23 protein-coding genes and 5 tRNA genes are annotated in these 25,456 nt (G+C 56.9%); 14 read left to right on the top strand and 14 right to left on the bottom strand.

Features of this window, described 5'->3' with window-relative positions:
* Positions 1–42: 42 nt before the first annotated feature.
* Positions 43–2,694, bottom strand: coding sequence for an alanine--tRNA ligase (gene alaS, locus Q1M54_RS05575; protein ID WP_300554988.1), 2,652 nt, complete (start codon positions 2,692–2,694; stop codon positions 43–45).
* 179 nt (positions 2,695–2,873) lie between these two features.
* On the opposite strand from alaS, the gene Q1M54_RS05570 reads away from it, so the two are divergent.
* Positions 2,874–4,352 carry an NAD-dependent succinate-semialdehyde dehydrogenase gene (locus tag Q1M54_RS05570; protein WP_300554986.1) on the top strand — a complete coding sequence of 493 codons (1,479 nt, stop codon included), beginning with the start codon at positions 2,874–2,876 and terminating at the stop codon, positions 4,350–4,352.
* A gap of 60 nt (positions 4,353–4,412) precedes the next feature.
* On the opposite strand, the gene Q1M54_RS05565 is transcribed toward Q1M54_RS05570, so the two are convergent.
* Positions 4,413–5,390 (bottom strand): hypothetical protein, encoded by a 978-nt coding sequence (locus tag Q1M54_RS05565; RefSeq protein ID WP_300554984.1) that lies wholly within the window; start codon positions 5,388–5,390, stop codon positions 4,413–4,415.
* 74 nt (positions 5,391–5,464) lie between these two features.
* Here Q1M54_RS05565 and Q1M54_RS05560 point away from each other — a divergent pair.
* A tRNA-Gly gene (locus tag Q1M54_RS05560) sits at positions 5,465–5,538 on the top strand.
* A 65-nt stretch (positions 5,539–5,603) separates the two neighbouring features.
* Here Q1M54_RS05560 and Q1M54_RS05555 read toward each other — a convergent pair.
* Positions 5,604–6,245 carry a 3-oxoacid CoA-transferase subunit B gene (locus Q1M54_RS05555; RefSeq protein WP_300554982.1) on the bottom strand — a complete coding sequence of 214 codons (642 nt, stop codon included), beginning with the start codon at positions 6,243–6,245 and terminating at the stop codon, positions 5,604–5,606.
* 33 nt (positions 6,246–6,278) lie between these two features.
* Positions 6,279–6,986, bottom strand: coding sequence for a CoA transferase subunit A (locus tag Q1M54_RS05550; protein WP_300554979.1), 708 nt, complete (start codon positions 6,984–6,986; stop codon positions 6,279–6,281).
* Between the two features lie 133 nt (positions 6,987–7,119).
* Here Q1M54_RS05550 and Q1M54_RS05545 point away from each other — a divergent pair, with 133 nt between their 5' ends.
* Positions 7,120–7,680 (top strand): LuxR C-terminal-related transcriptional regulator, encoded by a 561-nt coding sequence (locus Q1M54_RS05545; RefSeq protein WP_300554976.1) that lies wholly within the window; start codon positions 7,120–7,122, stop codon positions 7,678–7,680.
* Positions 7,681–7,739: 59 nt separating this feature from the next.
* Here Q1M54_RS05545 and Q1M54_RS05540 read toward each other — a convergent pair.
* Both Q1M54_RS05540 and Q1M54_RS05535 read right to left on the bottom strand, forming a co-directional pair.
* A tRNA-Cys gene (locus Q1M54_RS05540) sits at positions 7,740–7,813 on the bottom strand.
* Between the two features lie 49 nt (positions 7,814–7,862).
* Positions 7,863–7,938 (bottom strand) — tRNA-Gly (locus Q1M54_RS05535).
* Positions 7,939–8,295: 357 nt separating this feature from the next.
* Here Q1M54_RS05535 and Q1M54_RS05530 point away from each other — a divergent pair.
* The 3 genes from Q1M54_RS05530 to Q1M54_RS05520 all read left to right on the top strand — a co-directional run bounded on the left by Q1M54_RS05530 (position 8,296) and on the right by Q1M54_RS05520 (position 11,386).
* Positions 8,296–9,267 (top strand): tripartite tricarboxylate transporter substrate binding protein, encoded by a 972-nt coding sequence (locus tag Q1M54_RS05530; RefSeq protein ID WP_300554974.1) that lies wholly within the window; start codon positions 8,296–8,298, stop codon positions 9,265–9,267.
* A 10-nt stretch (positions 9,268–9,277) separates the two neighbouring features.
* Positions 9,278–10,252, top strand: coding sequence for a zinc-binding dehydrogenase (locus tag Q1M54_RS05525; protein ID WP_300554972.1), 975 nt, complete (start codon positions 9,278–9,280; stop codon positions 10,250–10,252).
* Between the two features lie 168 nt (positions 10,253–10,420).
* The gene (locus Q1M54_RS05520) at positions 10,421–11,386 is read left to right on the top strand and encodes a tripartite tricarboxylate transporter substrate binding protein (RefSeq protein WP_300554969.1); all 966 of its coding nucleotides are present in this window, start codon (positions 10,421–10,423) and stop codon (positions 11,384–11,386) included.
* Between the two features lie 116 nt (positions 11,387–11,502).
* Here Q1M54_RS05520 and Q1M54_RS05515 read toward each other — a convergent pair.
* The 8 genes from Q1M54_RS05515 to uvrC form a co-directional block, all read right to left on the bottom strand.
* Positions 11,503–11,578, bottom strand: a tRNA-His gene (locus Q1M54_RS05515).
* Between the two features lie 55 nt (positions 11,579–11,633).
* Positions 11,634–13,550: a SurA N-terminal domain-containing protein gene (locus Q1M54_RS05510; RefSeq protein WP_300554966.1), complete on the bottom strand. Its 1,917-nt coding sequence runs from the start codon at positions 13,548–13,550 to the stop codon at positions 11,634–11,636.
* A 61-nt stretch (positions 13,551–13,611) separates the two neighbouring features.
* Positions 13,612–13,687 (bottom strand) — tRNA-Val (locus Q1M54_RS05505).
* Between the two features lie 13 nt (positions 13,688–13,700).
* The gene (locus Q1M54_RS05500) at positions 13,701–13,973 is read right to left on the bottom strand and encodes an HU family DNA-binding protein (RefSeq protein WP_019428312.1); all 273 of its coding nucleotides are present in this window, start codon (positions 13,971–13,973) and stop codon (positions 13,701–13,703) included.
* Between the two features lie 247 nt (positions 13,974–14,220).
* Positions 14,221–15,306: a tartrate dehydrogenase gene (locus Q1M54_RS05495; RefSeq protein WP_300554963.1), complete on the bottom strand. Its 1,086-nt coding sequence runs from the start codon at positions 15,304–15,306 to the stop codon at positions 14,221–14,223.
* A gap of 55 nt (positions 15,307–15,361) precedes the next feature.
* A complete protein-coding gene (locus Q1M54_RS05490) occupies positions 15,362–16,282 on the bottom strand; it encodes a DMT family transporter (RefSeq protein WP_300554960.1) in 921 nt (306 codons plus the stop codon).
* A complete protein-coding gene (gene pgsA / locus Q1M54_RS05485) occupies positions 16,279–16,848 on the bottom strand; it encodes a CDP-diacylglycerol--glycerol-3-phosphate 3-phosphatidyltransferase (RefSeq protein WP_300554958.1) in 570 nt (189 codons plus the stop codon). The genes Q1M54_RS05490 and pgsA overlap by 4 nt, the downstream gene beginning before the upstream one ends.
* A 63-nt stretch (positions 16,849–16,911) precedes the next feature.
* Entirely contained in the window at positions 16,912–18,852 is a 1,941-nt protein-coding gene (gene uvrC, locus Q1M54_RS05480; protein WP_300554955.1) for an excinuclease ABC subunit UvrC, read from the bottom strand.
* Between the two features lie 40 nt (positions 18,853–18,892).
* Here uvrC and earP point away from each other — a divergent pair, with 40 nt between their 5' ends.
* From earP to dapA, 8 genes are all read left to right on the top strand, one after another.
* Positions 18,893–19,981 carry an elongation factor P maturation arginine rhamnosyltransferase EarP gene (gene earP / locus Q1M54_RS05475; RefSeq protein WP_300554952.1) on the top strand — a complete coding sequence of 363 codons (1,089 nt, stop codon included), beginning with the start codon at positions 18,893–18,895 and terminating at the stop codon, positions 19,979–19,981.
* 26 nt (positions 19,982–20,007) lie between these two features.
* Positions 20,008–20,490, top strand: a complete 483-nt coding sequence (locus Q1M54_RS05470) for a YeeE/YedE thiosulfate transporter family protein (RefSeq protein WP_300554950.1) — start codon at positions 20,008–20,010, stop codon at positions 20,488–20,490.
* Positions 20,487–20,927 (top strand): DUF6691 family protein, encoded by a 441-nt coding sequence (locus Q1M54_RS05465; RefSeq protein ID WP_300554948.1) that lies wholly within the window; start codon positions 20,487–20,489, stop codon positions 20,925–20,927. The genes Q1M54_RS05470 and Q1M54_RS05465 overlap by 4 nt, the downstream gene beginning before the upstream one ends.
* A 97-nt stretch (positions 20,928–21,024) precedes the next feature.
* Positions 21,025–21,579 carry an elongation factor P gene (efp, locus tag Q1M54_RS05460; protein WP_019428318.1) on the top strand — a complete coding sequence of 185 codons (555 nt, stop codon included), beginning with the start codon at positions 21,025–21,027 and terminating at the stop codon, positions 21,577–21,579.
* Between the two features lie 88 nt (positions 21,580–21,667).
* Entirely contained in the window at positions 21,668–22,543 is an 876-nt protein-coding gene (locus Q1M54_RS05455; RefSeq protein ID WP_300554940.1) for a TIGR00730 family Rossman fold protein, read from the top strand.
* Between the two features lie 35 nt (positions 22,544–22,578).
* Positions 22,579–23,790, top strand: a complete 1,212-nt coding sequence (locus Q1M54_RS05450) for an MFS transporter (RefSeq protein WP_300554937.1) — start codon at positions 22,579–22,581, stop codon at positions 23,788–23,790.
* Positions 23,791–23,924: 134 nt separating this feature from the next.
* Complete coding sequence (locus Q1M54_RS05445) at positions 23,925–24,470, top strand: class I SAM-dependent methyltransferase (protein WP_300554934.1); 546 nt, start codon at positions 23,925–23,927, stop codon at positions 24,468–24,470.
* Between the two features lie 77 nt (positions 24,471–24,547).
* Entirely contained in the window at positions 24,548–25,444 is an 897-nt protein-coding gene (gene dapA, locus Q1M54_RS05440; protein WP_300554931.1) for a 4-hydroxy-tetrahydrodipicolinate synthase, read from the top strand.
* Positions 25,445–25,456 lie beyond the last annotated feature (12 nt).

Here is a 25,456-nt window from a genome sequence, read left to right as displayed (position 1 = left end):
CGATTTCTATTTTTCCAAAGCCTGCTTGTTCAGGCGCTAGCTTCAGACCCGCTCCGTCACCCAGGCCTGCACGCTGGCCAAGGCTGCGGGCAAGGCTGCCGGATTGGTGCCACCGGCCATGGCCATGTCGGGCTTGCCGCCGCCTTTGCCGCCGACTTGGCCTGCCACAAAGCTGGCCAACTCGCCCGCCTTGACTTTGTCCACGGTGTCGGCGGTCACGCCAGCGGCGATCTGAACCTTGTCGCCGTCCACAGCGGTCAGCACGATCACGGCTGTCTTGATCTTGTCTTTGAGCTTGTCCATGGTGTCGCGCAAGGTTTTGGCGTCGGCCCCTTCGAGCTTGGCCACCAGCAACTTGATGCCTTTGACGTCCACAGCTTGGCTCAGCAGCTCGTCGCCCTGAGCCGATGCCAGCTTGCCTTTGGCGGCAGCCAGTTCTTTTTCGAGCGCCTTGACCTGGTCCAGCACTTGGGCAATGCGGTTGTTCAATTCAGCGGGCTGGGCCTTGAGCGTGCCCGCAGCTTGCGTGAGGGTGTCTTCGAGGGATTGCAGATAAGCCAAAGCATTGGCACCGGTCACCGCTTCGATCCGGCGCACACCAGCGGCCACGCCGCCTTCGCTGATGATCTTGAAGAGGCCAATGTCGCCCGTGGCTTTGACGTGGGTGCCGCCGCACAGTTCGCGGCTGGTGCCAATGTCGAGCACGCGCACGGTCTCGCCGTATTTCTCACCAAACAGCATCATCGCGCCGGTTTTCTGGGCGCTTTCAATGTCCATCACACGCGCTTGCGCTGCCGCATTGGCCAAAATTTCGGCGTTCACCTGGGCTTCGATCTGGCGGATCTCGGCATCGGTCACGGGCGCGTTGTGCGCAAAGTCAAACCGGGTGCGCTCGGCATTGACCAAGCTGCCCTTTTGCTGCACATGGCCGCCCAGCACTTCGCGCAAAGCTTTGTGCATCAGGTGGGTGGCACTGTGGTTGCGCACGGTGGCGGCACGCAAGTCCAAGTCCACATGGGCCTGCACCAAGTCGCCAACTTTGAGGCTACCGGATTTCACTTCACCATGGTGGCCAAACACATCGGCTTTGATCTTGAGCGTATCGGCCACGTTGAACTGGCCGCCTGCGTTGTGTACCAGGCCCTGGTCGCCCACCTGCCCGCCCGACTCAGCATAGAACGGGGTCGTGTCCAGCACCACCACGCCCACCTGACCGGCTTTGAGCTCGGTGACTGCATTGCCGTCAGCGTACAAGGCCAGCACTTTGGCGTTGGCCGTCAGGTCCTCATAACCCACAAAGTCATTGCCAGCGCCGGTGTAGTCCAGCGCTTTGTCCATCTTGAACTTGCCAGCAGCACGGGCCTGGGCTTTTTGCTTTTCCATGGCGGAAGCGAAACCCGCTTCGTCCACGCTCAGGCCACGCTCGCGGCACACGTCGGCCGACAGGTCGAGCGGGAAGCCATAGGTGTCGTGCAGCTTGAAGGCCACTTCGCCCGGCAGCACTTTCACGCCACCGTCGAGGGCGGCGTCCAGAATTTGCATGCCGCTTTGCAGCGTCTCGAAGAAGCGCTCTTCTTCCACACGCAAAACGTCTGCAATGCGCTCGGCTTGATCGGCCATGTTCGGATAAGCCGCGCCCATGAGCTGGACCAAATCGGGCACCAACTTGTGAAAGAACGGCGTTTTTTGGCCCAGCAAATAACCGTGGCGGATGGCGCGGCGCACGATGCGGCGCTGCACATAGCCGCGGCCTTCGTTGCTGGGCACCACACCGTCGCTCACCAAAAACGCGGTGGCACGGATGTGGTCGGCGATCACGCGGAGCGACTTGTTGCTCAAGTCGGTGCAGCCCGTTTCGCGGGATGCGGCCTTGATCAGTGCGTCAAAAATGTCGATCTCGTAGTTGCTGTGAACGTGTTGCAGGATCGCTGCAAGACGTTCAAGGCCCATGCCCGTGTCCACGCAAGGCGCGGGCAGCGGCGTGACGGCACCGGTTTCGTCCATGTTGAACTGCATGAACACGTTGTTCCAAATTTCGATGAAGCGGTCGCCGTCTTCATCGGGGCTGCCGGGTGGGCCACCGGGGATGTGGGCGCCGTGGTCGTAAAAAATCTCTGAGCATGGGCCGCAAGGGCCGGTGTCGGCCATCATCCAAAAGTTGTCCGACTTGTAGCGGCCACCCTTGTTGTCGCCGATGCGGATGATGCGGTTCTCGGCCTTGATGCGCTCAGGCGTCCAACCCGCTTTGACGAAAATGCCCTCCCAAATGGCATGGGCCTCGTCGTCTTCCATGTACACCGTGGCGTACAGATTGTCGGCGGGCAGTTTGTAGACCTGGGTCAAGAGCTCCCAGGCCCACTCCAGCGACTCGCGCTTGAAGTAGTCGCCAAACGACCAGTTGCCCAGCATCTCAAAGAAAGTGTGGTGTCGGGCGGTGTAGCCCACGTTTTCCAAGTCGTTGTGCTTGCCACCGGCGCGCAAACAAGCTTGTACAGATGCTGCCCGGACATAAGAGCGCTTGTCCGATCCCAAAAACACGTCCTTGAACTGGACCATGCCCGAGTTGGTGAACATCAATGTCGGGTCATTGCCCGGCACCAAGGGGCTGGACGCCACGACGGTGTGGCCCTTGGACTCAAAAAAGTCCAAAAAGGTCTTGCGGATGTCGGAGACAGAAAAAGTGGCTTGGCTCATGTTGTGGGACGCTTTCAGTGCAACCCGCCATTATAGATTTGGCCCCACCCAGTCCTTTTGAGGCAGTCAAGCCCACATCAGGGTTTTGCGACTTTTGTGACAGCGAAGACATTCGGCAAGGGCTAAGCTCCGGTTCATTCTGGATACTGAACCTGCTTTGCTCAATTTTGGAGAACCTTATGGACATGAAAACATCCCCTCTCGCCTTCCTGAACGATCCCACTTTGCTCAAGACCGACGCCCTGATCAACGGGCAGTGGGTAACGGGCAACCAGCGTTTTGAGGTGACCGACCCGGCCACGGGTGGGCACCTGGCCAGCGTGGCCAACTTGGGTGCGGCCGAAGCCGAAGCCGCCATTGCCGCAGCCAATGCGGCCTGGGGTCCCTGGAAAACCAAGACCGCCAAAGAGCGCAGCATCATCTTGCGCAAGTGGTTTGATCTGCTGATCGCCAACACAGAAGACTTGGCCCGTCTCATGACCGCAGAAAACGGCAAACCCCTTGCAGAGTCGCGTGGCGAAGTGGCCTATGGCGCCAGTTTTGTGGAGTGGTTTGCCGAAGAAGCCAAACGCGTGAACGGTGAGACCCTGCCTCAGTTTGACAACAACCGCCGCCTGCTGGTGCTGAAGCAGCCCATTGGCGTGTGCGCTGCGATCACACCTTGGAACTTTCCACTGGCCATGATCACCCGAAAAGTAGCCCCTGCGCTGGCTGCTGGCTGCCCCGTGGTCATCAAACCTGCCGAGCAAACGCCGCTGACGGCCTTGGCTGCGGCAGAGTTGGCCATACGCGCCGGCATTCCTGCCGGGGTGCTCAACATCATCACCGCCGACGGCCAGCAAAGCATCGGCATTGGCAAGGTGCTGTGTGCCAGCAACGTGGTGCGTCACATCAGCTTCACAGGCTCCACCGAAGTGGGTCGCATTTTGATGGCGCAATCGGCCCCCTCGGTCAAGAAAATGTCACTCGAGTTGGGCGGTAACGCGCCTTTCATCGTGTTTGAAGACGCCGACATCGACAGCGCTGTCGAAGGCGCTTTCGCCAGCAAATACCGCAACGCAGGCCAAACCTGTGTCTGCACCAACCGCTTTTATGTGCACGAATCGGTCTACGAAGAGTTCGCGACCAAGTTCGCAGCCAAAGTCAAAACCGCCAAGGTGGGCAACGGTTTTGCCGAAGGCGTCAACCAAGGCCCGTTGATCGAGCCCTCTGCCCTGGACAAGGTCGAGCGCCATGTGAACGACGCGATTGCCAAAGGTGGCCGCGTGCTCACAGGCGGCAAGCGCCTGAGCGGCCAATTCTTTGAACCCACCGTGATTGCAGACGCCAGCGCCGACATGGTGTGCGCCAAAGAAGAGACCTTTGGCCCGTTTGCACCCATCTTCAAGTTCAAAACCGAGCAAGAAGCGGTTGATGCGGCCAACAACACCGAGTTTGGCTTGGCCAGCTACTTCTACAGCCGCGACGTGGGCCGCATCTTCCGCGTGAGCGAAGCACTGGAATACGGCATGGTCGGCATCAATGTGGGAATTTTGGCGACCGAGCACGTCCCTTTTGGCGGTGTCAAGCATTCGGGTCTGGGCCGCGAAGGCTCCAGTCACGGCATGGAAGACTATGTAGAAATCAAGTACCTGTGTGTGGGCGATATCTTGAAATAAACACTGTGCAATCCATCACCGCCAGCTTCATGCCACTGGCGGTGATGGCAAAAACTTTGATCAAAAGATGCCTTGAAAAGGCACTCTGAACGCATAGTCTTGCAGCAATGTCCCGTGGACCCAAGCCACCGAGTCAGCCCAAGCTGGCTCGGCACGCAGGCTCCACTCCACAAACGGGGCCAAGTAAGGTTTGTCTGCCCAAAGTGCAGGACTTGCAACCAACTGGTAAGCCGGCGAATTTGTCCACACATTACCAGGCCACCAGCTCAAGCCGAGGCACAAAGCAGTCAACGAGGGCAACAGCCAAAATTTGCAACGCAGCAGCAAACCGTGTTGACGGGTCAAGGTCAGCACCAAGGCGATAACACCCGCAAAAAACTGGCACAGGTTGAGCAAGCCAAACATCAAAGATGCCCCCAGCACCACAGGCGTCATGACCGTCTTGCGGTAAGCCGCTGAGAGTTGTTCTGGGGTGATTTTGGGCGCAAAAAACCCACCCATCAATTGGGCGGCACCTGATTCCGAATCCAAATCGTCTGGTGACAACCCCGCCAACGAAGATGCCCAGAGGGCACTCATGACAGGGCGAATATCTTCAGGCGCGGGGCTGCCCAACAAGGTCTCACCACGAAGCAGCATTCGGCCATTCAGCGCCTCTTGCGTACTCAGCTGCGAGCGCCAACTCATCATCAAATCCTGCTGGTCAGCGCGAGAAACGATGGTGTCCACCAGTGCTTTTTGAAAATGCCACATGCTGACCAAGCCCAAAGAACAGCAGAGCACCACCAATAAAAACCGGGACTTCACAAAACGGTCAAACCATCGCATCAACAACAAGGCCAGGCCCAAGCCAGAAACAACTCGACCCCAAAGTTCGATGTCGTGCAATTGGTCTGGGGTGGTTGTCAGTTGCAGGTCACCGGCCAATTCCAACAACCTGTGGTTGAAAGACAACTCCAACACCGCATAACAAGCCAGTACGGTCAAAAACCAAATTTGCGAATTGAGGGTTTGGGGTTTAACAAGGGGAATACGCATGGGTCAATTTTAACTTTGCTGATCATTTAAGACTGCGTCGATGGCCGACTTTGAACGATTAGAATGTCCCGAATGCGGGTGTCGTTTAATGGTAGGACTTTTGCTTCCCAAGCAAATAACGAGGGTTCGATTCCCTTCACCCGCTCCAATTGAGCATGCCAAGCAAAAGGCCCCTTACGGGGCCTTTATTTTCTTGCACAAAACTGGCCGCACTCAGAAGTGCAACTTCACACCCGTTTTGCTTTGCAGCCATTCGGGGGTCACGCCGGGAGCCAGCTCGATCACTTTGAGGCCTGCCTCGGTGACGTCCATCACGGCCAAATCGGTGATGATGCGGTCCACTACGCCAACACCCGTCAAAGGCAGTGTGCAGCTGGGCAAAATCTTCATGTCTTCGGTGCCGTCTTTCTTTTTGGCCACATGTTCCATCAAGATGATCACGCGCTTGACGCCTGCCACCAAGTCCATCGCGCCGCCCATGCCCTTGACCATCTTGCCGGGAATCATCCAGTTGGCCAAATCGCCTTTTTCGCTGACCTGCATGGCACCCAAAATCGACAAATTGATCTTGCCGCCACGGATCATGGCAAAAGACAACTCACTCCCAAAAATAGACGAGCCTTTGATGGTGGTCACCGTCTGCTTGCCCGCGTTGATCAGGTCAGCATCGACCTCCTCTTCGATGGGGAAAGGTCCAATGCCCAGCATGCCGTTTTCGCTTTGCAGCCAGACTTCCTTGTCAGCAGGCACAAAGTTGGCGACCAAGGTAGGAATACCGATGCCCAGGTTCACATAAAAACCGTCTTCCAGTTCATGGGCCGCACGGGCGGCCATTTGGTCTTGACTCCAGCTCATATCAAACTCCTGTTGTTTCGGTCACGGCGGGCTTCATACGCCCGCCTTTTCTGTGATGGTGCGCTTTTCGATGCGCTTTTCGGGTTTCGCATTCAACACGATGCGGTGTACGTAAATGCCGGGCAGGTGCACGCTGTCAGGATGCATGTCACCGGTTTCGACAATCTCTTCGACCTCGACCACGCAAATTTTTCCCGCCATGGCCACGGCAGGGTTGAAATTGCGAGAGGTGTAACGGAACTGCAAGTTGCCGGACTTGTCAGCACGGTGTGCTTTGACAAAAGAGACATCCGGCACCAGCGAACGCTCCATGACGTAGGTCTCGCCGTCGAACTCGCGAAGCTCTTTGCCTTCGGCCACCAAGGTGCCTACACCGGTCTTGGTGAAGAAGGCCGGGATGCCCGCGCCGCCCGCACGCAGCTTCTCGGCCAGCGTTCCTTGAGGCGTGAACTCCAAAGCCAGCTCACCTGCCAAGTATTGGCGCTCAAACTCTTTGTTTTCACCCACATAAGACGCAATCATTTTTTTGATTTGGCGGGTCTGCAACAAAATGCCCAAACCAAAATCATCGACGCCCGCGTTGTTCGAAATGGCCGTCAGGTTTTGCACACCACTGTCCTTGAGCGCACCGATCAGGGCCTCGGGGATGCCGCACAGGCCAAAACCACCCACGCCAATCAACTGACCGTCAGCAACGATGCCTTTCAAGGCCTCGGCTGCGGAAGGAAAAATCTTGTTCACGCCTGTCTCCATGTGGTGATTAAGACCGCTACGATACTACGTAATGAGATACGTAGTTTTTCGTAGAGTCCGCCCCTGACATGGGTGTCATGACTTGTCAGAGTAAAACTGAATTTGAATCCGCTCTGTGAAGATGAACACCGATATTGATTACCGTCTTGCCTTCGATCTGGCGCCCATCGGCATGGTTCTTTCGCGCAACCGAGCCATTGTGGACTGCAACCAGTGCGTCTGCGACATGTTTGGCGTGACCCAAGAGCAGCTGATCGGACAAAGCTTTCAACTGCTCTACCCCAGTGCTGACGAGTACGAAAGAACAGGCCAGCGAATCGCACCGATTTTGAACACCCAAGGTGTCTACGCTGATGACCGCATCATGAAACGGGTGGACGGCCGCTTCAAAGGTGAAACTTTCTGGTGTCATGTGACAGGCCGAGCCTTGAACCGTGCCGCCCCCCACGCGGCCGGCATTTGGACCTTTGAAGACCTTTCCGCGCGCAAGCCCGTCAAGACCGAACTCACACCACGTGAGCGCGAGGTGGCCGCACAGTTGATGGATGGCCAAACCAGCAAGGAAATTGGCAGAACATTGGGCATTAGCCACCGAACAGTCGAGATCTACCGGGTCAAGCTGATGCGCAAGTACGGTGCCTCAGGGTCGGCGGATTTGATCCAAAAACTGATGCGGAGCTGATGTGAGCACCCCAAAAAAAATCCCGCTCAAGTCGGGATTTTCAAGGGTGTCACGGTGAATGGAGGCGCGACCCAGAGTCGAACTGGGCTCCACGGATTTGCAATCCGTTGCATAACCGCTTTGCTATCGCGCCCAAAAAAGCAGCAGAGCTTTCTCTGATAGGAAGAAGCTCCACCAAAAAGTGGAGCGGGAAACGAGGCTCGAACTCGCGACCTCAACCTTGGCAAGGTTGCGCTCTACCAACTGAGCTATTCCCGCATGCAAGCCTGAGATTATACATCGCAATAGCCATAAATTTTGGATCAACCGAAAGGCAAAAACCAAATGTTTGGGCGGCCTCAGAAATCCAGGACGCTGACTGGCTTGAGCTACGACCTTTGCAGATGCAATGGCAGCAGCAATAGGCTTCCCTTTATCGATGCGCTGCATTTTCTTCAAGGCACATTCATCCGACCAGACTATGGCTCATGAATCCTCAACCAGGGCCACTGCTGTACCTTCCAAATCGTTCACATTGACTAATTCGGTCATACCGAATTTAATGCGATAAGTTTTTTGAATTTTCTCGGCGAGAAAATCTCGGTACTCGGCCGAATCGCTCACAGGAGAACAACGATGTGGTTTTCTATTTTCCTCAGTGGCCGATGTGCGCTAATGGTTGCCCTTGCCGCCATGACCCTCGGGGCAGCGGCCCAAAATTGGCCCGATCGGCCGATCAAACTGGTCGTGCCATTCCCTCCAGGCGGTGGTGCCGACGTGGCCGCTCGGACCTATGGTGAGAAGTTGTCGACACTGCTGGGGCAGCCGGTGCTGATCGACAACAAGCCGGGCGCCAGCGGCAACATAGGCGCCGAACTGGTCGTTCGTGCTCCTGCCGACGGTTACACCCTGCTTTTTGCCAATGAATTCCTCGCCACCAACCCGCTGATGTTCAAGGAAATCCGCTACGACTCGCTCAAAGACTTCGTGCCGATCGCGAAGGTGGCCAGCAATGCCGCCGCCATCGCGGCGCACCCAAGCCTCGGCGTGAAGACGATCCAGGAACTGATCGCCCTGGGCAGAACAAAGAACCTCAATTACGCTTCGCCCGGCGTTGGTACCGGCCCGCACCTGTTTGGGCAGTTGATTGCGATCCAGACAGGCGCGAAATTCACGAACATTCCGTACAAAGGGTCCGCGCCGGCAACTGCAGATGCGGTTGGGGGACAAGTCGACTTCATCATCTCGACCTTGTCGCCGATGGTGCCTCACTTCAACTCAGGCAGGCTGATTGGACTGGCCATCACCGGTGACAAGCGCTCACCGCAGGCGCCTAATGTGCCGACTTTGGTTGAATCCGGCTTGAACATGCAACGCTACGAAGTCTGGTACGGCGTGGTGGCCCCTGCTGCCGTTCCGCGACCCATCATCACCCGGCTTCAACAGGCTTCTGCCCAAGTATTGCGAGATCCAGAGTTGCTGAACAAGCTGCGCAGCGCCGGGTTCGATGTGGAGCCGAGCATTGGCGACGACTTCGGGGCCGAACTGCGCGCGGCCATTGATCGCTGGACTCGCGTCATACGCGATGCAAAGATTCAACGCGAATAGGAGAAACAATATGAAATCTTGGTGGATCCGGACAGCCGGAGATGAAATGTCTCTGGAAATGCGCGACATACCCGTTCCGCAACCAGGGCCCAGTCAGGTGGGCATTCGAATTCGTGCCGCAGCACTCAATCGTGGTGAGTTCATCGCGGGCCACGGCCTGCACACGGCGGCTACGGCACGGCCTGCGGGTTTCGAGGCGGCTGGTGAAGTGACGGCACTGGGCGCAGGTGTCACGCGCTGGAAACTGGGTGACCGCGTCATGGGCCGCTGTGACGGCGCTTTCGCCGAACACGGTTGCATGAATGCCGAGGAGGTGTTTGCGGCTCCCCAGCGCCTCACTTGGGAACAGGCGGCGGCGACAACGGTGGTGTTCCTCACGGTGTATGAAGCTTTGATGGCTCATGGCCGCTTGGCTGCAGGCGAATCCATGCTGGTGACCGGCATCTCGTCAGGCGTTGGTGTGGCGTCACTCCAGGTTGGCAAGGCCTTGGGTGCGCGGGTGATCGGCACCTCTGGTTCGTTGGAAAAACTCGAGCGCCTGAAGGCGATGGGCCTCGACGTCGCGTTGCACACCCGGGCGCCCGACTTCGTCCCAGCTGTCATGCAGTCCACCCAAAACCAGGGGGTGGACTTGGTGGTGAACACCGTCGGCGGCAGTGTCTTTGCTGCATGCATCGAAGCCATGGGTTTCCAAGCGCGGCTGGCCATGGTGGGCTATGTCGACGGCCAGGTCGACGCGCGCATAGACCTCGGCGCGCTGCACAGCAAAAGGCTGCAGTTGTTCGGCGTATCCAACAAGATGCGCACGATGTCTCACCGCATCGCCGCGGCTAAAGCCCTAGAAAGCAATCTGCTGCCCATGTTGGCAGATGGGCGCGTAACGCCATTGGTCGATCAGATTTTCGCGCTCGACGAACTGCCAATCGCGCAGCATTGCATGCAGAGCAACCAGCACCTTGGCAAGCTCGTGGTGCGCGTCGACTGATCCAGCTTCATTACAAAATTGGTGACCTCTGACCAAGAGCGACACGGTTGCCCCCCAGCAGCTGATCAAGCAGGTTGTTTTCACAGGTTTTTTTGATGGAAAAAATCGGTGTAAAAGTTGTCAAGTGCGAATAAATTGATTTTTCACAGACCCTTGAGGAGACACACGATGTTCAAACAAATATCGGCCATTGCGATGGCTCTTGCCGTGACGTGGGGCACACAGGTCCAAGCACAGGCTTACCCCAACAAACCGATACGCGTGGTGCTGGGCTACACCGCCGGCGGCGCTGCGGACGCTGCCGCTCGCCCACTTATGCGTGTCCTCGAGCCGCTGCTGGGGCAAGCCATCATCGTCGAACCCAAGCCGGGCACCGCCGGCGGGGTAGCCGCGGATTTCATCAGCAAGGTACCGCCAGATGGCTACACCCTCTACTTTGCCGATGGTGGGCCCTTCACCACCGCGCCACACCTGACCAAAGTGGGTTACCACCACTTGAACTCATTCACCCACATCGGCCATGTTTGCAGCACTGGTAGCGTCCTGGTGGTGCATCCCTCCTCGCCATTCAAGAGCGTGCCCGACGTGGTGGCCGCCGCGAAAAAGGAACCGGACAAATGGAGCTACGGCACCTCGGGCGTTGCAGGTCCGCATCACTTTTCCGGCGAACTGCTCAAGAGTTTTACCGGCATCAACTTGTTGCATATTCCTTACAAGGGCGGAGCGCCGGCAATGACCGACCTGATGGGCAACCAAGTTCCGATGCTATTTTCATCACTGACCGCAGCGGTGGGTCCATACAAGTCTGGCAAGGTGCGCGCCTTGGCTGTGACATCGCCTAAACGCTCAGGCGCCTTTCCCGACGTCCCGACCATGGAGGAACTCGGCTACAAGGGTTTTGATTCCACTGGCTGGTTCCAACTCATGGGTCCAGCAGGCATGCCGCCTGAGGTGGTGACGCGACTGTCACAGGCGCTACTCAAGGCAGGAGAGGACAAAAGTTTGCAGGAGCAATACAAGCAACTGGGTTGCGACGCGGAATTCTTAACGCCCGCACAAACCGTCGAGAAGGTCAAGAGCGACTATGCCAAATGGGGCAAAGTCATCAAGGAGGCCAACATCAAGGCCGAATGACAACCATCATCCAGGCCTGGTGTGGCGTCACAGACAGGCTTGAAGTTGCGCTGTCTGTAAACCCCAAAAAGCAAAAAGCCCAGCCGGTAAGGGCTGGGCTAAATGCTTGATTGACTTGGGGTGGCTGATGGGGCTCGAACCCACGACAACAGGAATCACAATCCTGGACTCTACCAACTGAGCTACAGCCACCGCGAAGGAAAGATTATAGCCTGAAGAAAAAGGCCGTTGACTTGACGAAAGAGATTTAAGAGACCGTCGCCAATTTGGGTTTGGGCACCAAGATTTTGACTTTGAACTGTGTTCGCAAATGCGCCATGTAGGCAGCGGCCTCAGCGCTGGCCAGCAAGCGTGCAAACTGTTCGCGCGTTTGCGCTTTTTGCTGTGGACTGGGCTCGTCGCGCGGCACGACTTTGTTGACGCGTGCCACGACGTAACCCATGGAGCCCAAGTCAACACCTACCCAAGCAGGCATATTGGCTGGATCTGCTCGCAAGACGGCATCAACAAGCTTTTGGGCTTGCCCCTGCGTTTGGTCACGCGAGATCATCAAGGCCGAACTCAATGGAGCAGATGACGGATTCTTTTGCCACTCGGCCAAGCGGGCTTCAGCCTCTGTTTTGGCAAGCGCTATCGCCTGTTCAGTCACAAACTCTGCGCGAACTTGGTCTTTCACCTCGGCATATGGCCGCAAGGCTGCTGGCCTGTAATTGACCACACGCGCTGACACCAAGGTGTTATTGCCCAGCTCAATGGCTGCAGAATTGCGACGCTTGCTGATGGATTCATCGGCAAAAACAGCCTCCAGTATTTTGGGGTTGGCCAAAACGCCCTGCTGCCCAGCCAAAGGAGACCGGGTCAAACCTTTGCCTTGTTGAATTTGCAAGCGAAGCTTGTCAGCCACAGAGGTGAATGTGTCGGCTTGTTCGTAAACGCTGTTGCTGAATGTTTCAGCAAATTCAGCAAACTGACGCTTGGCTTGTTGCTGGCGCAAATCGGCTTCCAACTGCGGTCTCATGGATTCGAGGCTAGGAGTCACCGGTGCTTTGATGTCGGTGAGTTGAATGATGTGAAAACCAAATTCCGACTCGACCACCGAGCTGATCTCGCCTTTTTTGAGCGCAAATGCGGCATCTTCAAACACCTTGACCATGGCGCCCTTTGCAAAAAAATCCAAGTCACCGCCATTGCTTGCAGAACCCGTGTCATCCGAATTTTTACGGGCCAATTCAGCAAAGGCTTTGGGGTCCTTGCGCAAAGTGACGAGCAGAGATTCGGCCTTGGCACGGGCCTTGTCTTTTTCGGCGGCTGGAGATTCTTTGGTCGCATTGATCAAAATATGGCTCGCACGTCGTTGCTCTTGGCCAGACAGCCGCTGGACGTTTTGCTCGTAGTAGGTTTTGACATCTTGCTCTGGCAACTGGATATTTTTAGCCAATGCAGCTGCGTCCAAGACCAAATACTCCACGTCTGCGGTTTCCTGCGAACGGAATCGGTCAGAGTGGGATTGGTAAAACTTCTCAAGATCTGCATCGTTGGGCTTGACCTTTGCCGCGTAATTGGCAGGAGAAAAGCCCAGCAGTTGAACCTCTCGGCGCTGGAAAAAAGCCTGCAAAGCCAGATCACTTTGTTTTTGCGATGACATGGCCGAAGCCTGAAGGGCGGACAAGACTTGTTGACCAGAAAGATCACGACGGACTTGGGCTTCCAACATTTCAGGCGTCATGCCTTGGCTGGAAGCCAACTGACGGTATCGGTCCATATCCAGTTTGCCATCGGGGCCGCGCAGTCTGGCGATAGAAGGGTCTTGCTGAAGGTAATTGGCCAACCGCTGATCACTGGTCACCAACAGCTGCTTGTCAGATGCCACAGCGATCATTCGATCGTTGACCATGCGCTCCAAACTCGCGTAGCGGGCCTCATCCGAACCCAACATCTTGGGGTCAAGGTTGGGCATGGACGAGCGAATTTTGTCAACCTCTTGCTGGTGCATGGCATCCCATTGCTGCTGGGTGATTTCCACATCCCCGATTTGGGCGACGACAGCGCCTCGGGCGTCACGGTTGTTGTAACCCTCTACGCCAAACAAAACAAACGAAGGAATGATCAGCAGGACCAGCACGCCCATCAGGATTCTGGATTTATTGCGAATGGCGTCAAACATTTTCGAAGTCTCGGTTGATCAATAAAAAAGGCGAACCACGGGTTCGCCTTTGTTCATGAGGTGGTGGGTGCTGACGGTCTCGAACCGCCGACCTACTCCGTGTAAAGGAGCCGCTCTACCAACTGAGCTAAGCACCCCCTCAAATGTCTATCAGTTCAAAGCGTCCTTCAGACCTTTGCCTGGACGGAACTTTGGCACATTGGCTTTTTTGATTTTAATCGCAGCGCCAGTGCGTGGGTTGCGACCCGTGCGAGCTGCACGCTTGCCCACTGCAAAGGTGCCAAAACCCACCAAAGAAACAGTACCGCCCTTTTTCAGAGTGGTACGGACTGCGCCCATGGTGGCCTCAAGGGCGCGACCCGCAGCTGCCTTGGACAAATCAGCATGCTTGGCAATGTGTTCGATCAATTCAGTTTTGTTCACAAAAAACCTCTGGGTATAAAGACCGTTTATCACGGTGGTTAAACAGATGCCGACCCACACAAAAATGGTGCTGTGGCACAAGACTTCAACAACAGGTGAACAGAGGGCAAGAATAATCACCTTGTGGGTGAGTCAAAAAACCCCATTGAACACCAGATCTGTGGCTAATTTTAGCCTTGAAAATCAAGCTCAGTAAACGCTTGAACAGTTTTTTTAATGCAAGGGCCCGGCTGCGCTGGATGGCGCATCACAAAGCCTCACAAATGGCGCGTCCCACGTCAGAAGTGCTGGCTTTGCCGCCCAAATCGGGCGTGCGCGGTGCGTCGGGGCCTGCCGCCAAGACTTTCTCAATGGCCCCCAAAACCGCATCGTGAGCTTCTTTGTAACCCAGAAATTCGAGCATCATGGCGCCGCACCAAATTTGACCGATCGGGTTGGCCACGCCCTTGCCCGCGATGTCAGGGGCAGACCCGTGAACAGGCTCAAACAAGGAAGGGAACTTGCGATCTGGATTGAGGTTAGCACTGGGCGCAATGCCGATCGTGCCGGTGCACGCAGGCCCCAAATCACTGAGAATGTCACCAAACAAATTGCTGGCCACCACCACATCAAAAAAGTCTGGGCGCTGAACAAAGTGGGCCGTCAAGATATCAATGTGGAATTTATCGACATTCACGCCGGGATAGGCCTTGGCCATTTCAGCCACGCGTTCGTCCCAATAAGGCATGGTGATGGCGATTCCGTTTGACTTGGTGGCGCTGGTGAGGTGCTTTTTGGGACGCGACTGTGCCAATTCATATGCAAATTTCAGCACGCGATCGACACCAATGCGTGACATCACCGTCTCTTGCATCACAATCTCTCGCTCGGTTCCAGGGAACATGCGCCCACCGATGCTGGAGTACTCACCCTCGGTGTTTTCACGCACGATGTACATGTCAATTTCACCGGGTTGACGAGGGCTGCCGTCACGGCGCACCACAGGCGCGATGATGCCCGGCATCAAACGGGCTGGGCGCAAATTGATGTATTGGTCAAACTCCCTGCGGAACAACAACAAGGAACCCCACAACGACACGTGGTCGGCGATCTTGTCGGGCCAACCCACCGCGCCAAAGTAAAGCGCATCGTGACCGCCAATCTGGTCTTTCCAGTTGTCGGGCAACATTTTTCCGTGTTTTTCGAAATAGTCCCAGCTGGAAAAATCGAAATGGTCAAACTGCAAGTCAATGCCAAATTTTCGGGCTGCGGCTTCCATCACGCGCAAACCTTCGGGCATGACTTCTTTGCCAATGCCGTCACCTGGAATCACTGCTATACGGTGTCGGGTCATGGGGTTTCCTTTTTCAAAAAATGCAGAGAATACAGACAAGTGAATGATCACGCATTCACCGAGGTGACCGAACCACCAAGCCAACCCCCAACGCTGTGAGGGCTGTTCCGGCCAAAGTCAGGGTCGTGATGCTTTCATCAAACAAGAACCAAGCCATCACCGCCGTTGTCGGTGGCACCAAGTACAACAAACTGGTCACTGCTGCCGCAGCGCCGCGTTGGATCAAAATATAAAAGAGAGAGCTGCCCCCCAGGGTCAGGCCCAAGACCGACCAGGCCATGGCGCCTGTCAACTGACCGTTCCAGCGGATGGCTTCGGTCTCCAGCAGCGCCAGCGGCAAAATGACCACAGCAGAAGCCATGAGCTGAACGGTGTTGGCCGTTCGAACATCGCAGGGTTGCACAAAATGTTTTTGATACAGCGTACCCGCCGTGATGGCCAGCAAAGCGCCGATGGCAAACAACATATTCGCGGGTGTCACATGGTCCAGAGGGTTGGACAAACTGAGTTTGTGCCAAACCACCATCAACAAGCCGATAAAGCCCAGCGACAAACCCAACCACTGGCGAAGCGACACAGCGGGTAAAGGCGCTTCGCAATCGGAGGATGGGCGCGACATCCAGGACAACCAAATGGCGGTCAGGACTGGCTGAATACCCACCACCAAAGAAGAGAGTCCAGACCCCATCCCCGCCTTGACGGCTGCCCAAACGCCACCCAGGTAACAAGCTTGAATCAAAATTCCGGTGACTGAAAGATGAACCCACTGCTGCCTTGTTTGCGGCCAAGAAACCTTGGCCCACCAAATCCAAGGCAAGAAACAAGCTATGGAGAGCAAGAAGCGCAACAGCAAAAAGGAAAATGGCGGCGAATGTGGCATGCCGAAACGGGCGACGATGAAACCCGTGCTCCAGATCAACACAAACACAAGGGGAATGGCCCAGACCCAAGCACCCGACAATCTGCCCAAGGTCATTTCACGCGGGCTCGGATTTCAGGCAAAGCCTTTTGCATGTAATAAACCATGGACCAGACCGTCAAGATAGCGGCCACAACAATCAGCACCGCACCCCAATCGCGGGTGTCGATCACACCGAACAAGGTCCCGTTGTAGAGTAAAAACGGAATGGCCACCATTTGTACTGTGGTCTTGAGTTTGCCCACCATATGAACGGCCACACTTTTGCTGGCACCAATTTGCGCCATCCATTCACGCAAAGATGAAATAGCGATTTCGCGGCCAATGATGATGAGCGCGACCAAAACGTTCACTCGGTCCATTTGCACCAGCATGAGCAATGCGGCGCACACCAAAAACTTATCGGCGACCGGATCCAAAAATGCACCGAAAGCCGAAGTCTGGTTGAGTTTTCGGGCCAAAAAACCATCCAGCCAGTCAGTCCAGGCAAAAACCACAAACATCAGCGTGGCGATCAGGTTTTGGGTCTCAATCGTCAGACTGTCCAAGTAGTACACGCCAATGATCAAAGGAATCGCGACAATGCGCGTCCAAGTCATGAGGGTGGGGATCGTGAAAAACATGGTTTCGATTGTGGCACGTGATGGAGGCAGGAGCCTGACACCCTGGGGTCTGAACTTTTGAGGTCAGTGCAAGGCGTTGTAAATGGTCTCTGCCAGCTCCCGCGAGATGCCCTCCACGCCGAGTAAATCCTCCACACTGGCGCTCTCAACCCCACGCACACCGCCAAAACGCTGCAGCAGCTTGGCCCGTTTACGGGGCCCGATGCCGGGGATTTCTTCGATCTTGCTGCCGCCCATGCGCACCTTGGCCCGCTGAGCCCGCATGCCAGTGATGGCAAAGCGGTGCGCCTCGTCGCGAATTTGCGCCACCAGCATGAGCGCCGCCGAATCTTTGCCCAAATAGACCTTCTCTCGGCCATCGGCAAACACCAGCTCTTCCAGTCCCACCTTGCGGCCCTCGCCTTTTTCCACTCCCACAATGCGCGAGAGGTCCAGCCCCAAGTCGGTGAACACTTCACGCGCCATGCTGACCTGGCCCTTGCCGCCGTCAATCAGCACCAAATCTGGCAACCGAGCCGTGCCCTCGCCGGAACGTAAAGCCTCGGCCAACTTGCCATAACGGCGCATCAGCACTTGGCGCATGGCGGCGTAATCGTCGCCCGGCGTGATGCCTTCGATGTTGTAGCGCCGGTATTCGGCGCTTTGCATCTTGTGCTGGCGAAACACCACGCATGAGGCTTGCGTGTTCTCGCCGGCCGTGTGCGAGATGTCAAAACACTCGATGTGCAGCTGATCCATATCGTCTGGTGCCAAATCCAAGGCATCGGCCAAGGCCCGGGTGCGGGCTTGTTGCGAGCCTTCTTCGGCCAACAGGCGCGCCAATTGGATGTCGGCGTTTTTCTCGCTCATTTCCAGCCATACCCGTCGCTGCTCGCGCGGGTTGTGCACGGCGGCAATTTTGTAACCCGCTTGCAGCGACAAAGCCGACACCAATGCTTTGTCCACCGCCACACTGGTGATCAAGGCAGCTGGGACCGGAATGCCAATGTAGTGCTGGGCCATGAAGGCTTCGAGCACCTGCACCTCGAGAGCAACCGGCGGCTGCCCGTCGTCATCCATTGTCTGCAAGGCATGCGCGTCTTCCACATGGGCCGGAAAGTAGGCCCGGTCGCCCAAATGACGCCCGCCACGCACCATGGCCAAATTCACGCAGGCGCGGCCGCCCTGCACGCGCACAGCCAAAATGTCCACATCGGTGTCGGTGCCCGTGTCCACCGACTGTTGGTGCAGCACCCGCGACAAGGCCGTCATTTGGTTACGCACCTCCGCCGCTTGCTCAAAGGCCAAACGCTCAGCGTGCGCCATCATGCGGGCCTCCATCTCTTGCAGCAAGGCTTGGGTCTCGCCCTTCAAAAAGCGCTCGGCGTGATGCACATCGTCGGCATAAGCCTCGGGAGTGATGAGGTTCACACACGGCCCCGAGCAACGCTTGATTTGATAAAGCAAACAAGGCCGGGTGCGATTGGCAAAAACCGTGTCCTCGCAAGTGCGCAGTCGAAACACCTTTTGCAAAAGCTGAATCGACTCCTTGACCGCCCAGGCACTTGGAAAAGGCCCAAAGTAACGGTGTTTTTTCTCGACCGCACCCCGGTAATAAGCCACACGTGGAAAGTTTTGTGCCTCTGGCGCATCCGAAACAGGGCTCACATCCTTCAACATCAAGGTGCCGTTGCCCGTGAGCTTGAGATAGGGGTAGGTCTTGTCGTCCCGAAACAAAATGTTGAAACGGGGACTGAGCGACTTGATCAGGTTGTTTTCCAACAACAGTGCCTCGGCCTCGGAGCGCACCACCGTGGTCTCCATTCGGGCGATCTTGCTGACCATGTGGCCTATGCGGGTGCCACCGTGGTCCTTCTGAAAGTAGCTCGACACCCGCTTTTTGAGCTGCTTGGCCTTGCCCACATACAGCACGTTGCCCTGCACATCGAAATAGCGGTACACCCCCGGCAAGGCGGGCAGCGCGGCAACTTGCGCGAGCAGGGCTTCATCATGGGCGTTCGACATGGCGGCTATTGTCTGTGAAAACACCAGCGACAATCCCCGCATGCAAACTGGCCAACTCTGGGACATCTTCTGCACCGTCATCGACAACCACGGCGATTTGGGCGTGTGCTGGCGACTGACGCGCCAGTTGCGCGATGCGGGCCAACGCGTGCGCCTGTGGGTAGACGAGGCCTCGGCCCTGAACTGGATGGCCCCCACCAACCACCAGGAGCCCGGCATCGAAGTGCGTCACTGGGAAGAGGCCCGCCAAAGCAGCTCCTTGGATGACTTGCCCCCGGCCGATGTCTGGGTCGAGGCTTTTGGCTGCGAAATCCCCGAAGCTTTTGTCGCGTACGGTGTGGCCATACACCCCCAACAGCCCACCTGGATCAACCTCGAATACCTGAGCGCCGAAGACTGGGTGCCGCGCTTGCACAAGTTGCCTTCGCCCGTGATGAGCGGCCCGGCCAAGGGCTGGACCAAGACCTTCTTTTACCCCGGTTTCACGCCGGACACAGGCGGCCTGCTCCGCGAAACCGATCTTTGGGCTCGGCAAAAAAGCTTTGACCGCGCTGCCTGGCGTCGGCAACATGTCCCCAAGCTGGCCCCGGAAGGCCTGCTGATCAGTCTGTTTTGCTACGAACCTGCGGCCCTGCCGCAACTGCTGACCCAACTGGTGGACACACCGCACCACCTGCTGGTCACCCCTGCCCGCTCGCTGGCGGCAGTGCAACAAGCGCTGACCCGCATGCCCTCGAGCCCCAGTTGGAGCGCCCTGCCCTACACCGACCAAAACGGCTTCGATGAAATGCTCTGGGCTTGCGACCTCAACTTGGTGCGCGGAGAAGACTCGCTGGTGCGCGCTCTGTGGGCGGGCCAACCCTTCATCTGGCACATCTACCCGCAAGAGGACAATGCCCACCACGCCAAGCTGGAGGCTTTTCTGGATTGGCTGGAGGCGCCACAGAGTCTGAGGCTGGCGCACCGGGTTTGGAACGGCATTGAAAACACAGCTTGGCCCAGCTTGAGCGCCGAGACTCTGGAGACTTGGTCTGCCTGCGCCACAGCCACTCGCGCCAGACTGCGCCTACAAAACGCCTTGCACGTCCAACTCATGGCCTTTGTCCAAGCGCAGACATCGAAACCTTGATACCCGCTGCAGGGATAATCTGACGCATGATTTCGATTGAAGCCCTCTTCCCCCTCGGCTGGCAGCACTACCTGCTGGGCGGCCTGACCATTGGCGCTGGCGTGGCGCTGCTTTATCTGTGCAACGGCTGGGTCGGCGGCATGAGTTCCGTCTTTTCCAGCAGTTGGTCTTTTGTGACCCCAAGGGCGTTTTTTCAGCAGGCCCGTTTCATCAATACCCGCCATTGGCGCTTGGTTTATGCCCTGGGTGTGGTGCTGGGGGCGCTGGTTTGGCGCTTTGCGCTGGCAGGCGGCGAAGCCCAGCACACCAGCGTGCCAGCCTGGCAGTTGCTGATCGGCGGGTTTCTGGTCGGCTATGGGGCGCGTTTGGGCAACGGCTGCACGTCGGGCCATGGCATTTGTGGGCTGGGTGCGTTGCAACTGCCTTCGCTGGGCGCGGTGCTCACTTTCATGGCCACCGCCTTTTTGACCGCCAACCTGATGGCCATCACCACGAAAGGTCTGGCATGAACACCCCCCACATTCAAGCCCACACGCTCACTTTGCCCAAAGCGCTGGTCACCCTGCTGGCAGGCGCCTTGTTTGGCTTTGGCCTTTCGCTGGCCACCATGGTGCAGCCCGAAGTCGTCATGGGCTTTTTACAGTTCAAGGACTGGGGGCTCATGTTGGTGATGGGTGGCGCTGCTGGCCTGGCCATGTTGGCTTACAAGGGCTTTCCGCGATGGTTCAGTCGCCCATTGCTTGGGGGGCAGTTTCTCACCCAGCCTGCCAGCTGGAACCGCCAGACGGTCATCGGCTCGGCCATTTTTGGCGTGGGCTGGGGGCTGAGCGGGGTTTGCCCAGGTCCTGCCATTGCAGCTTTGGGTACCGGCAACACCGACATCTTGTGGGCCTTGGGCGGCATAGCGTTGGGCGCTCTGACCCAAGGCCTGACGGCGCGGGAATGAGCGCCTGTGCGCATCTTCAACCCAAAAGCAGCCCCTACAGGTTAGAATAGTGGGCTTGGCTCCGAGCCATACCCCTTTCATTTCAGACTCAATTCCTATGAAAACCGCTCAAGAAATCCGCGTCGGCAACGTCATCATGCATGGCAAAGACCCCATGGTCGTCCTGCGCACCGAATACCAACGCGGCGGCCGCGGCTCATCCACTGTGCGCATGAAGCTCAAAAGCTTGATCGCCAACTTCGGCACCGAAGTCGTGTTTCGCGCCGACGACAAAATGGACCAAGTCATCCTGGACAAGAAAGACTGCACCTACTCGTATTTCGCAGACCCGATGTATGTTTGCATGGACACCGACTTCAACCAGTACGAAGTCGAAGCCACCAACATGGGTGACGCTTTGAACTACCTCGAAGACGGCATGGAACTCGAAGTGGTCTTCTACAACGAAAAAGCCATCTCGGTCGAGTTGCCCACCAGCGTGGTGCGCGAGATCACCTGGACCGAACCCGCCGTCAAAGGCGACACCTCCGGCAAAGTGCTCAAGCCTGCCAAGATCGCCACCGGCATGGAAGTGCCAGTGCCTTTGTTTGTGAGCCAAGGCGACAAGATCGAAATCGACACCCGAACAGGCGAATACCGCAAACGCGTCTGAGAAGTTCAGACATCGCCCGATGAAAGCCCCGCAAGGGGCTTTTTTCATGGAACATGGCACATCTTTTGGCCCATGCACAATGAGCCCCATGCAAAGCACTCAAAACCTCAAAGAACCCTCTCTCCCTCATGCTTGGGCCGACTTGCAGGCCGAGGCCAAAAGCAGCGACTGGCTGGAGCCCGAGGCGCACCGCCTTGCCTTTGCCGACCCCGAGTTTTTGCTGCGCCGCGAAACCCGGGGCATTCGCTTTCAGCTTGAAATGCTCAAACCCGATTTGGCCCAGGCCGAAGCGGGCATCGAACACACCGTGGTGGTGTTTGGCAGCGCCCGCTTTGTCGACCGGATGGAAGCCCAAGCCCAACTCCAAATCGCGCAGCAAAGCGGCCATGAACAAGACATCGCCAAAGCCGAGGCTTTGGTGCGCAACGCAGAACACTACGAGAACGCCCGCCTCTTTGCTCAGCTGGTGGCCCGCTCGTGCTCATGTTTGCCCCAGGCAGAACAGTTGTTCATTTGCACGGGCGGCGGACCGGGCATCATGGAAGCGGCCAACAGAGGCGCGCAAGAAGCAGGGGCACTGTCAGTGGCGCTGAACATTGCATTGCCCCACGAGCAACACCCCAACCGTTTCGTCACCCCCGAATTGAGCTTCAAGTTCCATTACTTCGCCCTGCGTAAGATGCATTTCATGATGCGGGCCAAAGCTTTGGTGGCGTTTCCTGGTGGATTTGGCACACTGGACGAGTTGTTTGAAGTGATGACGCTCGTACAAACCCGCAAAGCACGGCCAGTGCCCATCTTGCTTTTTGGAACCACTTTCTGGAAAAGCCTGATCAATGTGGATGTGCTGATTGAAGAGGGCACGATCTCACCGAGTGACCTCGATCTGTTCCATTACGTGGACACCCCGGAGCAAGCTTGGCAGGCCATTTGTGACTTCTACGCGCTGAACGTACCCCAGTGACAATTTTTTTGCCCATGATTGGTTAAAGTCTCACGATGCAACACAAACCCCTTTCATTGACCCAAGTGCTGATCTGCGGCGCCGCGATCGTCACTTTGTCCATGGGCATTCGGCATGGTTTTGGCCTTTGGTTGCAACCCATTACCCAAGCCCAAGGCTGGGGCCGCCAAGAATTTGGTTTTGCCATGGCCATCCAAAACTTGTCCTGGGGCTTTGTCGGCATTTTTGCCGGCATGGTGGCCGACAAGTTCGGTGCCTTCAGGGTGATTGCACTGGGTGCAGTGATCTACAGCACGGGCCTTTTGGGCATGGCCTGGGCCACAGACCCATGGGTGTTCGCCTTGTTCACCGGGGTGATCATTGGCACAGCCCAAGCGGGCACCACCTATGCCGTGATTTATGGCGTCATTGGCCGCAACGTTCCCGCCGACCGGCGTTCATGGGCCATGGGCGTAGCGGCTGCGGCGGGCAGTTTTGGTCAATTTTTGATGGTTCCTGTCGAAGGTTTGCTGATCAGCCAAGCCGGCTGGCAAACCGCTTTGGTGATTTTGGCTGCAGCAGCGCTGCTGATCGTGCCACTCGCATGGGGGCTGCGCGAGCCTGCCCTGAGCGCACCAGGTCAAATTCAGCGCGACCAGACCATTGCCCAAGCGCTCAAAGAAGCCTTCAAGTACCCCAGCTTTCAGTTGCTGATGGCCGGTTATTTTGTTTGTGGTTTCCAAGTCGTTTTCATAGGCGTGCACATGCCCAGCTATTTAAAGGACCACGGCTTGGCGCCCCAAGTGGCCAGTTACGCCCTGGCTTTGATCGGCTTGTTCAACGTCTTCGGCACTTACATTGCCGGCAGTTTGGGTCAAAAAATGCCCAAGAAAAACATCTTGGCCCTCATTTATGCGGCCCGTTCGGTGGCGATTGTGGTGTTTTTGCTGGCCCCACTCACGCCCACCAGTGTTTATATTTTCTCGGCGGTGATGGGTTTGTTGTGGTTGTCCACGGTGCCCCCCACCAATGCGGCGGTGGCCCAAATTTTTGGGGTGGCCCACTTGTCCATGCTCAGCGGCTTCATCTTTTTTAGCCACCAAATTGGCTCTTTCATGGGGGTTTGGTTGGGCGGCTATCTGTATGACAAGACCGGCAGCTACAACATCGTTTGGTATTTGGCGATCGCCTTGGGGGTTTTTGCAGCCTTGGTGAACCTGCCCGTGCGTGAAAGCCCCATCGTGCGCAAAGCACCTTTGCCCGCATGAGCACACGCCACACCCTCATTGGGCTTGGCGCTTTGGGTCTGGCGCTCGGCTTTTGGCTCTACACCCAACCCGATGTGGTGATCATGTTGTCCGAACAATTGTGGTCTTGCTTTTAACCTACCCCAGCACACACCATGCATGGCACCGAAAACCCCTCCGCTTGGCTGCAACGCTGGGCCCACCTGATTGCACCTCAAAGTCTTGTCTTGGATGTGGCATGCGGTGCCGGTCGCCACATGCGTTGGCTGACCGCGCAAGGGCACACCGTGCAGGGCGTGGACCGCAATCCAGACGCTTTGGCTTTGGCACAAGTGCATGGTCAAGTCACCTGCGCCGACATTGAAAACGGGCCTTGGCCCTTTTCTGGTCAAACATTTGGCGCTGTGGTGGTGACAAATTACCTGTGGCGCCCCTTGCTGCCGGTCATCGTAGAAAGCCTCGGGCCTGGCGGCGTCTTGGTTTACGAGACCTTTGCAGCAGGCAACGAAACCGTCGGCAAGCCCTCTCGGCCAGACTTCTTGCTGCAACACGGTGAGTTGCTCAGCGCCACCCAAAGCTTGCGCACCGTGGCCTACGAGGATGGATTTGAGTCATCGCCCGATCGGTTTGTACAGCGGATCGTTGCTGTCCGGCCAAAGGCGGCGGACGGTGCCAGTCGATGGCTGTTGCGCAAGGCTTGAAACACCAGAGGCTACTCAGGATGAAGGTGCTTTGCACTCGTTAGAATGATCTCTTTTCTTGTTCAGAAATGCCTGACATGACCACCGACTCTCGCCCCATCCGTGGCAGTATTCCTGCCCTTGTTACCCCCATGCTCGAAGACGGTCAAGTGGACTACGCCACTTTGCGAAAGCTGATCGACTGGCACATCGCCGAAGGCACTGACGCCATCGTGGTGGTGGGTACCTCAGGCGAATCACCCACTGTCACTGTGGATGAACACTGCGAGATCATCCGCGTCTCGGTTGAGCAAGCTGCCAAACGCATCCCCATCATCGCGGGTTGCGGCGCCAACTCCACCGCCGAAGCCATTGAATTGGCCAAATTTGCCCAAAAAGTTGGCGCCGACGCCCAGCTGCAAGTGGTGCCCTACTACAACAAGCCAACCCAAGAAGGCCTTTACCAGCACTTCAAAGCCATTGCCGAGGCGGTACCCGGACTGCCCGTGATTCTCTACAACGTGCCCGGTCGCACCGTGGCCGATCTGCAGCACGAGACCGTCCTGCGCTTGGCTCAAGTGCCCGGCATCATCGGCATCAAAGAAGCCACCAGCAACATCGAACGTGCCCAGTGGCTGATTCGCGATGTGCCCAAATCGTTTTCGGTTTTTTCCGGCGACGATGCCACGGCAGTAGCGCTCATGTTGTGCGGCGGTGCCGGCAACATCAGCGTGACCGCCAACGTAGCCCCCCGCTTGATGCATGAACTGTGCGTTGCAGCCACGCAAGGCAAGGTCCAAGAAGCCATGCGCATCCAGTTTCAGCTGTTGCCCGTGCACAAAAACCTGTTTGTCGAAGCCAACCCCATACCGGTCAAATGGGCCATGCAGCGCATGGGGCTTTGCGGCCCCAAGCTTCGCCTGCCTATGACCGAGTTGTCTGCCCCTTTGCAACCTCTGGTTGAAGCCGCCCTCAAAGCGAGCAGACTGATCTGATCAACCCCAAGG

Source organism: Limnohabitans sp. Rim8 (assembly GCF_943326455.1).
In the GTDB taxonomy this organism is placed as follows: domain Bacteria; phylum Pseudomonadota; class Gammaproteobacteria; order Burkholderiales; family Burkholderiaceae_C; genus Limnohabitans_A.
Note: the sequence above shows the minus strand (reverse complement) of the source record. Positions and strands in the feature narration are given on the sequence as shown.

What these genes read in the sequence shown, in the direction of transcription:
- alaS (WP_300554988.1), bottom strand. Translation starts at nt 2,694, where the DNA reads ATGAGCCAAGCCACTTTTTCTGTCTCCGACATCCGCAAGACCTTTTTG.
- Q1M54_RS05570 (WP_300554986.1), top strand. Translation starts at nt 2,874, where the DNA reads ATGGACATGAAAACATCCCCTCTCGCCTTCCTGAACGATCCCACTTTG.
- Q1M54_RS05565 (WP_300554984.1), bottom strand. Translation starts at nt 5,390, where the DNA reads ATGCGTATTCCCCTTGTTAAACCCCAAACCCTCAATTCGCAAATTTGG.
- Q1M54_RS05555 (WP_300554982.1), bottom strand. Translation starts at nt 6,245, where the DNA reads ATGAGCTGGAGTCAAGACCAAATGGCCGCCCGTGCGGCCCATGAACTG.
- Q1M54_RS05545 (WP_300554976.1), top strand. Translation starts at nt 7,120, where the DNA reads ATGAACACCGATATTGATTACCGTCTTGCCTTCGATCTGGCGCCCATC.
- Q1M54_RS05530 (WP_300554974.1), top strand. Translation starts at nt 8,296, where the DNA reads ATGTGGTTTTCTATTTTCCTCAGTGGCCGATGTGCGCTAATGGTTGCC.
- Q1M54_RS05525 (WP_300554972.1), top strand. Translation starts at nt 9,278, where the DNA reads ATGAAATCTTGGTGGATCCGGACAGCCGGAGATGAAATGTCTCTGGAA.
- Q1M54_RS05520 (WP_300554969.1), top strand. Translation starts at nt 10,421, where the DNA reads ATGTTCAAACAAATATCGGCCATTGCGATGGCTCTTGCCGTGACGTGG.
- Q1M54_RS05510 (WP_300554966.1), bottom strand. Translation starts at nt 13,550, where the DNA reads ATGTTTGACGCCATTCGCAATAAATCCAGAATCCTGATGGGCGTGCTG.
- Q1M54_RS05495 (WP_300554963.1), bottom strand. Translation starts at nt 15,306, where the DNA reads ATGACCCGACACCGTATAGCAGTGATTCCAGGTGACGGCATTGGCAAA.
- Q1M54_RS05490 (WP_300554960.1), bottom strand. Translation starts at nt 16,282, where the DNA reads ATGACCTTGGGCAGATTGTCGGGTGCTTGGGTCTGGGCCATTCCCCTT.
- pgsA (WP_300554958.1), bottom strand. Translation starts at nt 16,848, where the DNA reads ATGTTTTTCACGATCCCCACCCTCATGACTTGGACGCGCATTGTCGCG.
- uvrC (WP_300554955.1), bottom strand. Translation starts at nt 18,852, where the DNA reads ATGTCGAACGCCCATGATGAAGCCCTGCTCGCGCAAGTTGCCGCGCTG.
- earP (WP_300554952.1), top strand. Translation starts at nt 18,893, where the DNA reads ATGCAAACTGGCCAACTCTGGGACATCTTCTGCACCGTCATCGACAAC.
- Q1M54_RS05470 (WP_300554950.1), top strand. Translation starts at nt 20,008, where the DNA reads ATGATTTCGATTGAAGCCCTCTTCCCCCTCGGCTGGCAGCACTACCTG.
- Q1M54_RS05465 (WP_300554948.1), top strand. Translation starts at nt 20,487, where the DNA reads ATGAACACCCCCCACATTCAAGCCCACACGCTCACTTTGCCCAAAGCG.
- efp (WP_019428318.1), top strand. Translation starts at nt 21,025, where the DNA reads ATGAAAACCGCTCAAGAAATCCGCGTCGGCAACGTCATCATGCATGGC.
- Q1M54_RS05455 (WP_300554940.1), top strand. Translation starts at nt 21,668, where the DNA reads ATGCAAAGCACTCAAAACCTCAAAGAACCCTCTCTCCCTCATGCTTGG.
- Q1M54_RS05450 (WP_300554937.1), top strand. Translation starts at nt 22,579, where the DNA reads ATGCAACACAAACCCCTTTCATTGACCCAAGTGCTGATCTGCGGCGCC.
- Q1M54_RS05445 (WP_300554934.1), top strand. Translation starts at nt 23,925, where the DNA reads ATGCATGGCACCGAAAACCCCTCCGCTTGGCTGCAACGCTGGGCCCAC.
- dapA (WP_300554931.1), top strand. Translation starts at nt 24,548, where the DNA reads ATGACCACCGACTCTCGCCCCATCCGTGGCAGTATTCCTGCCCTTGTT.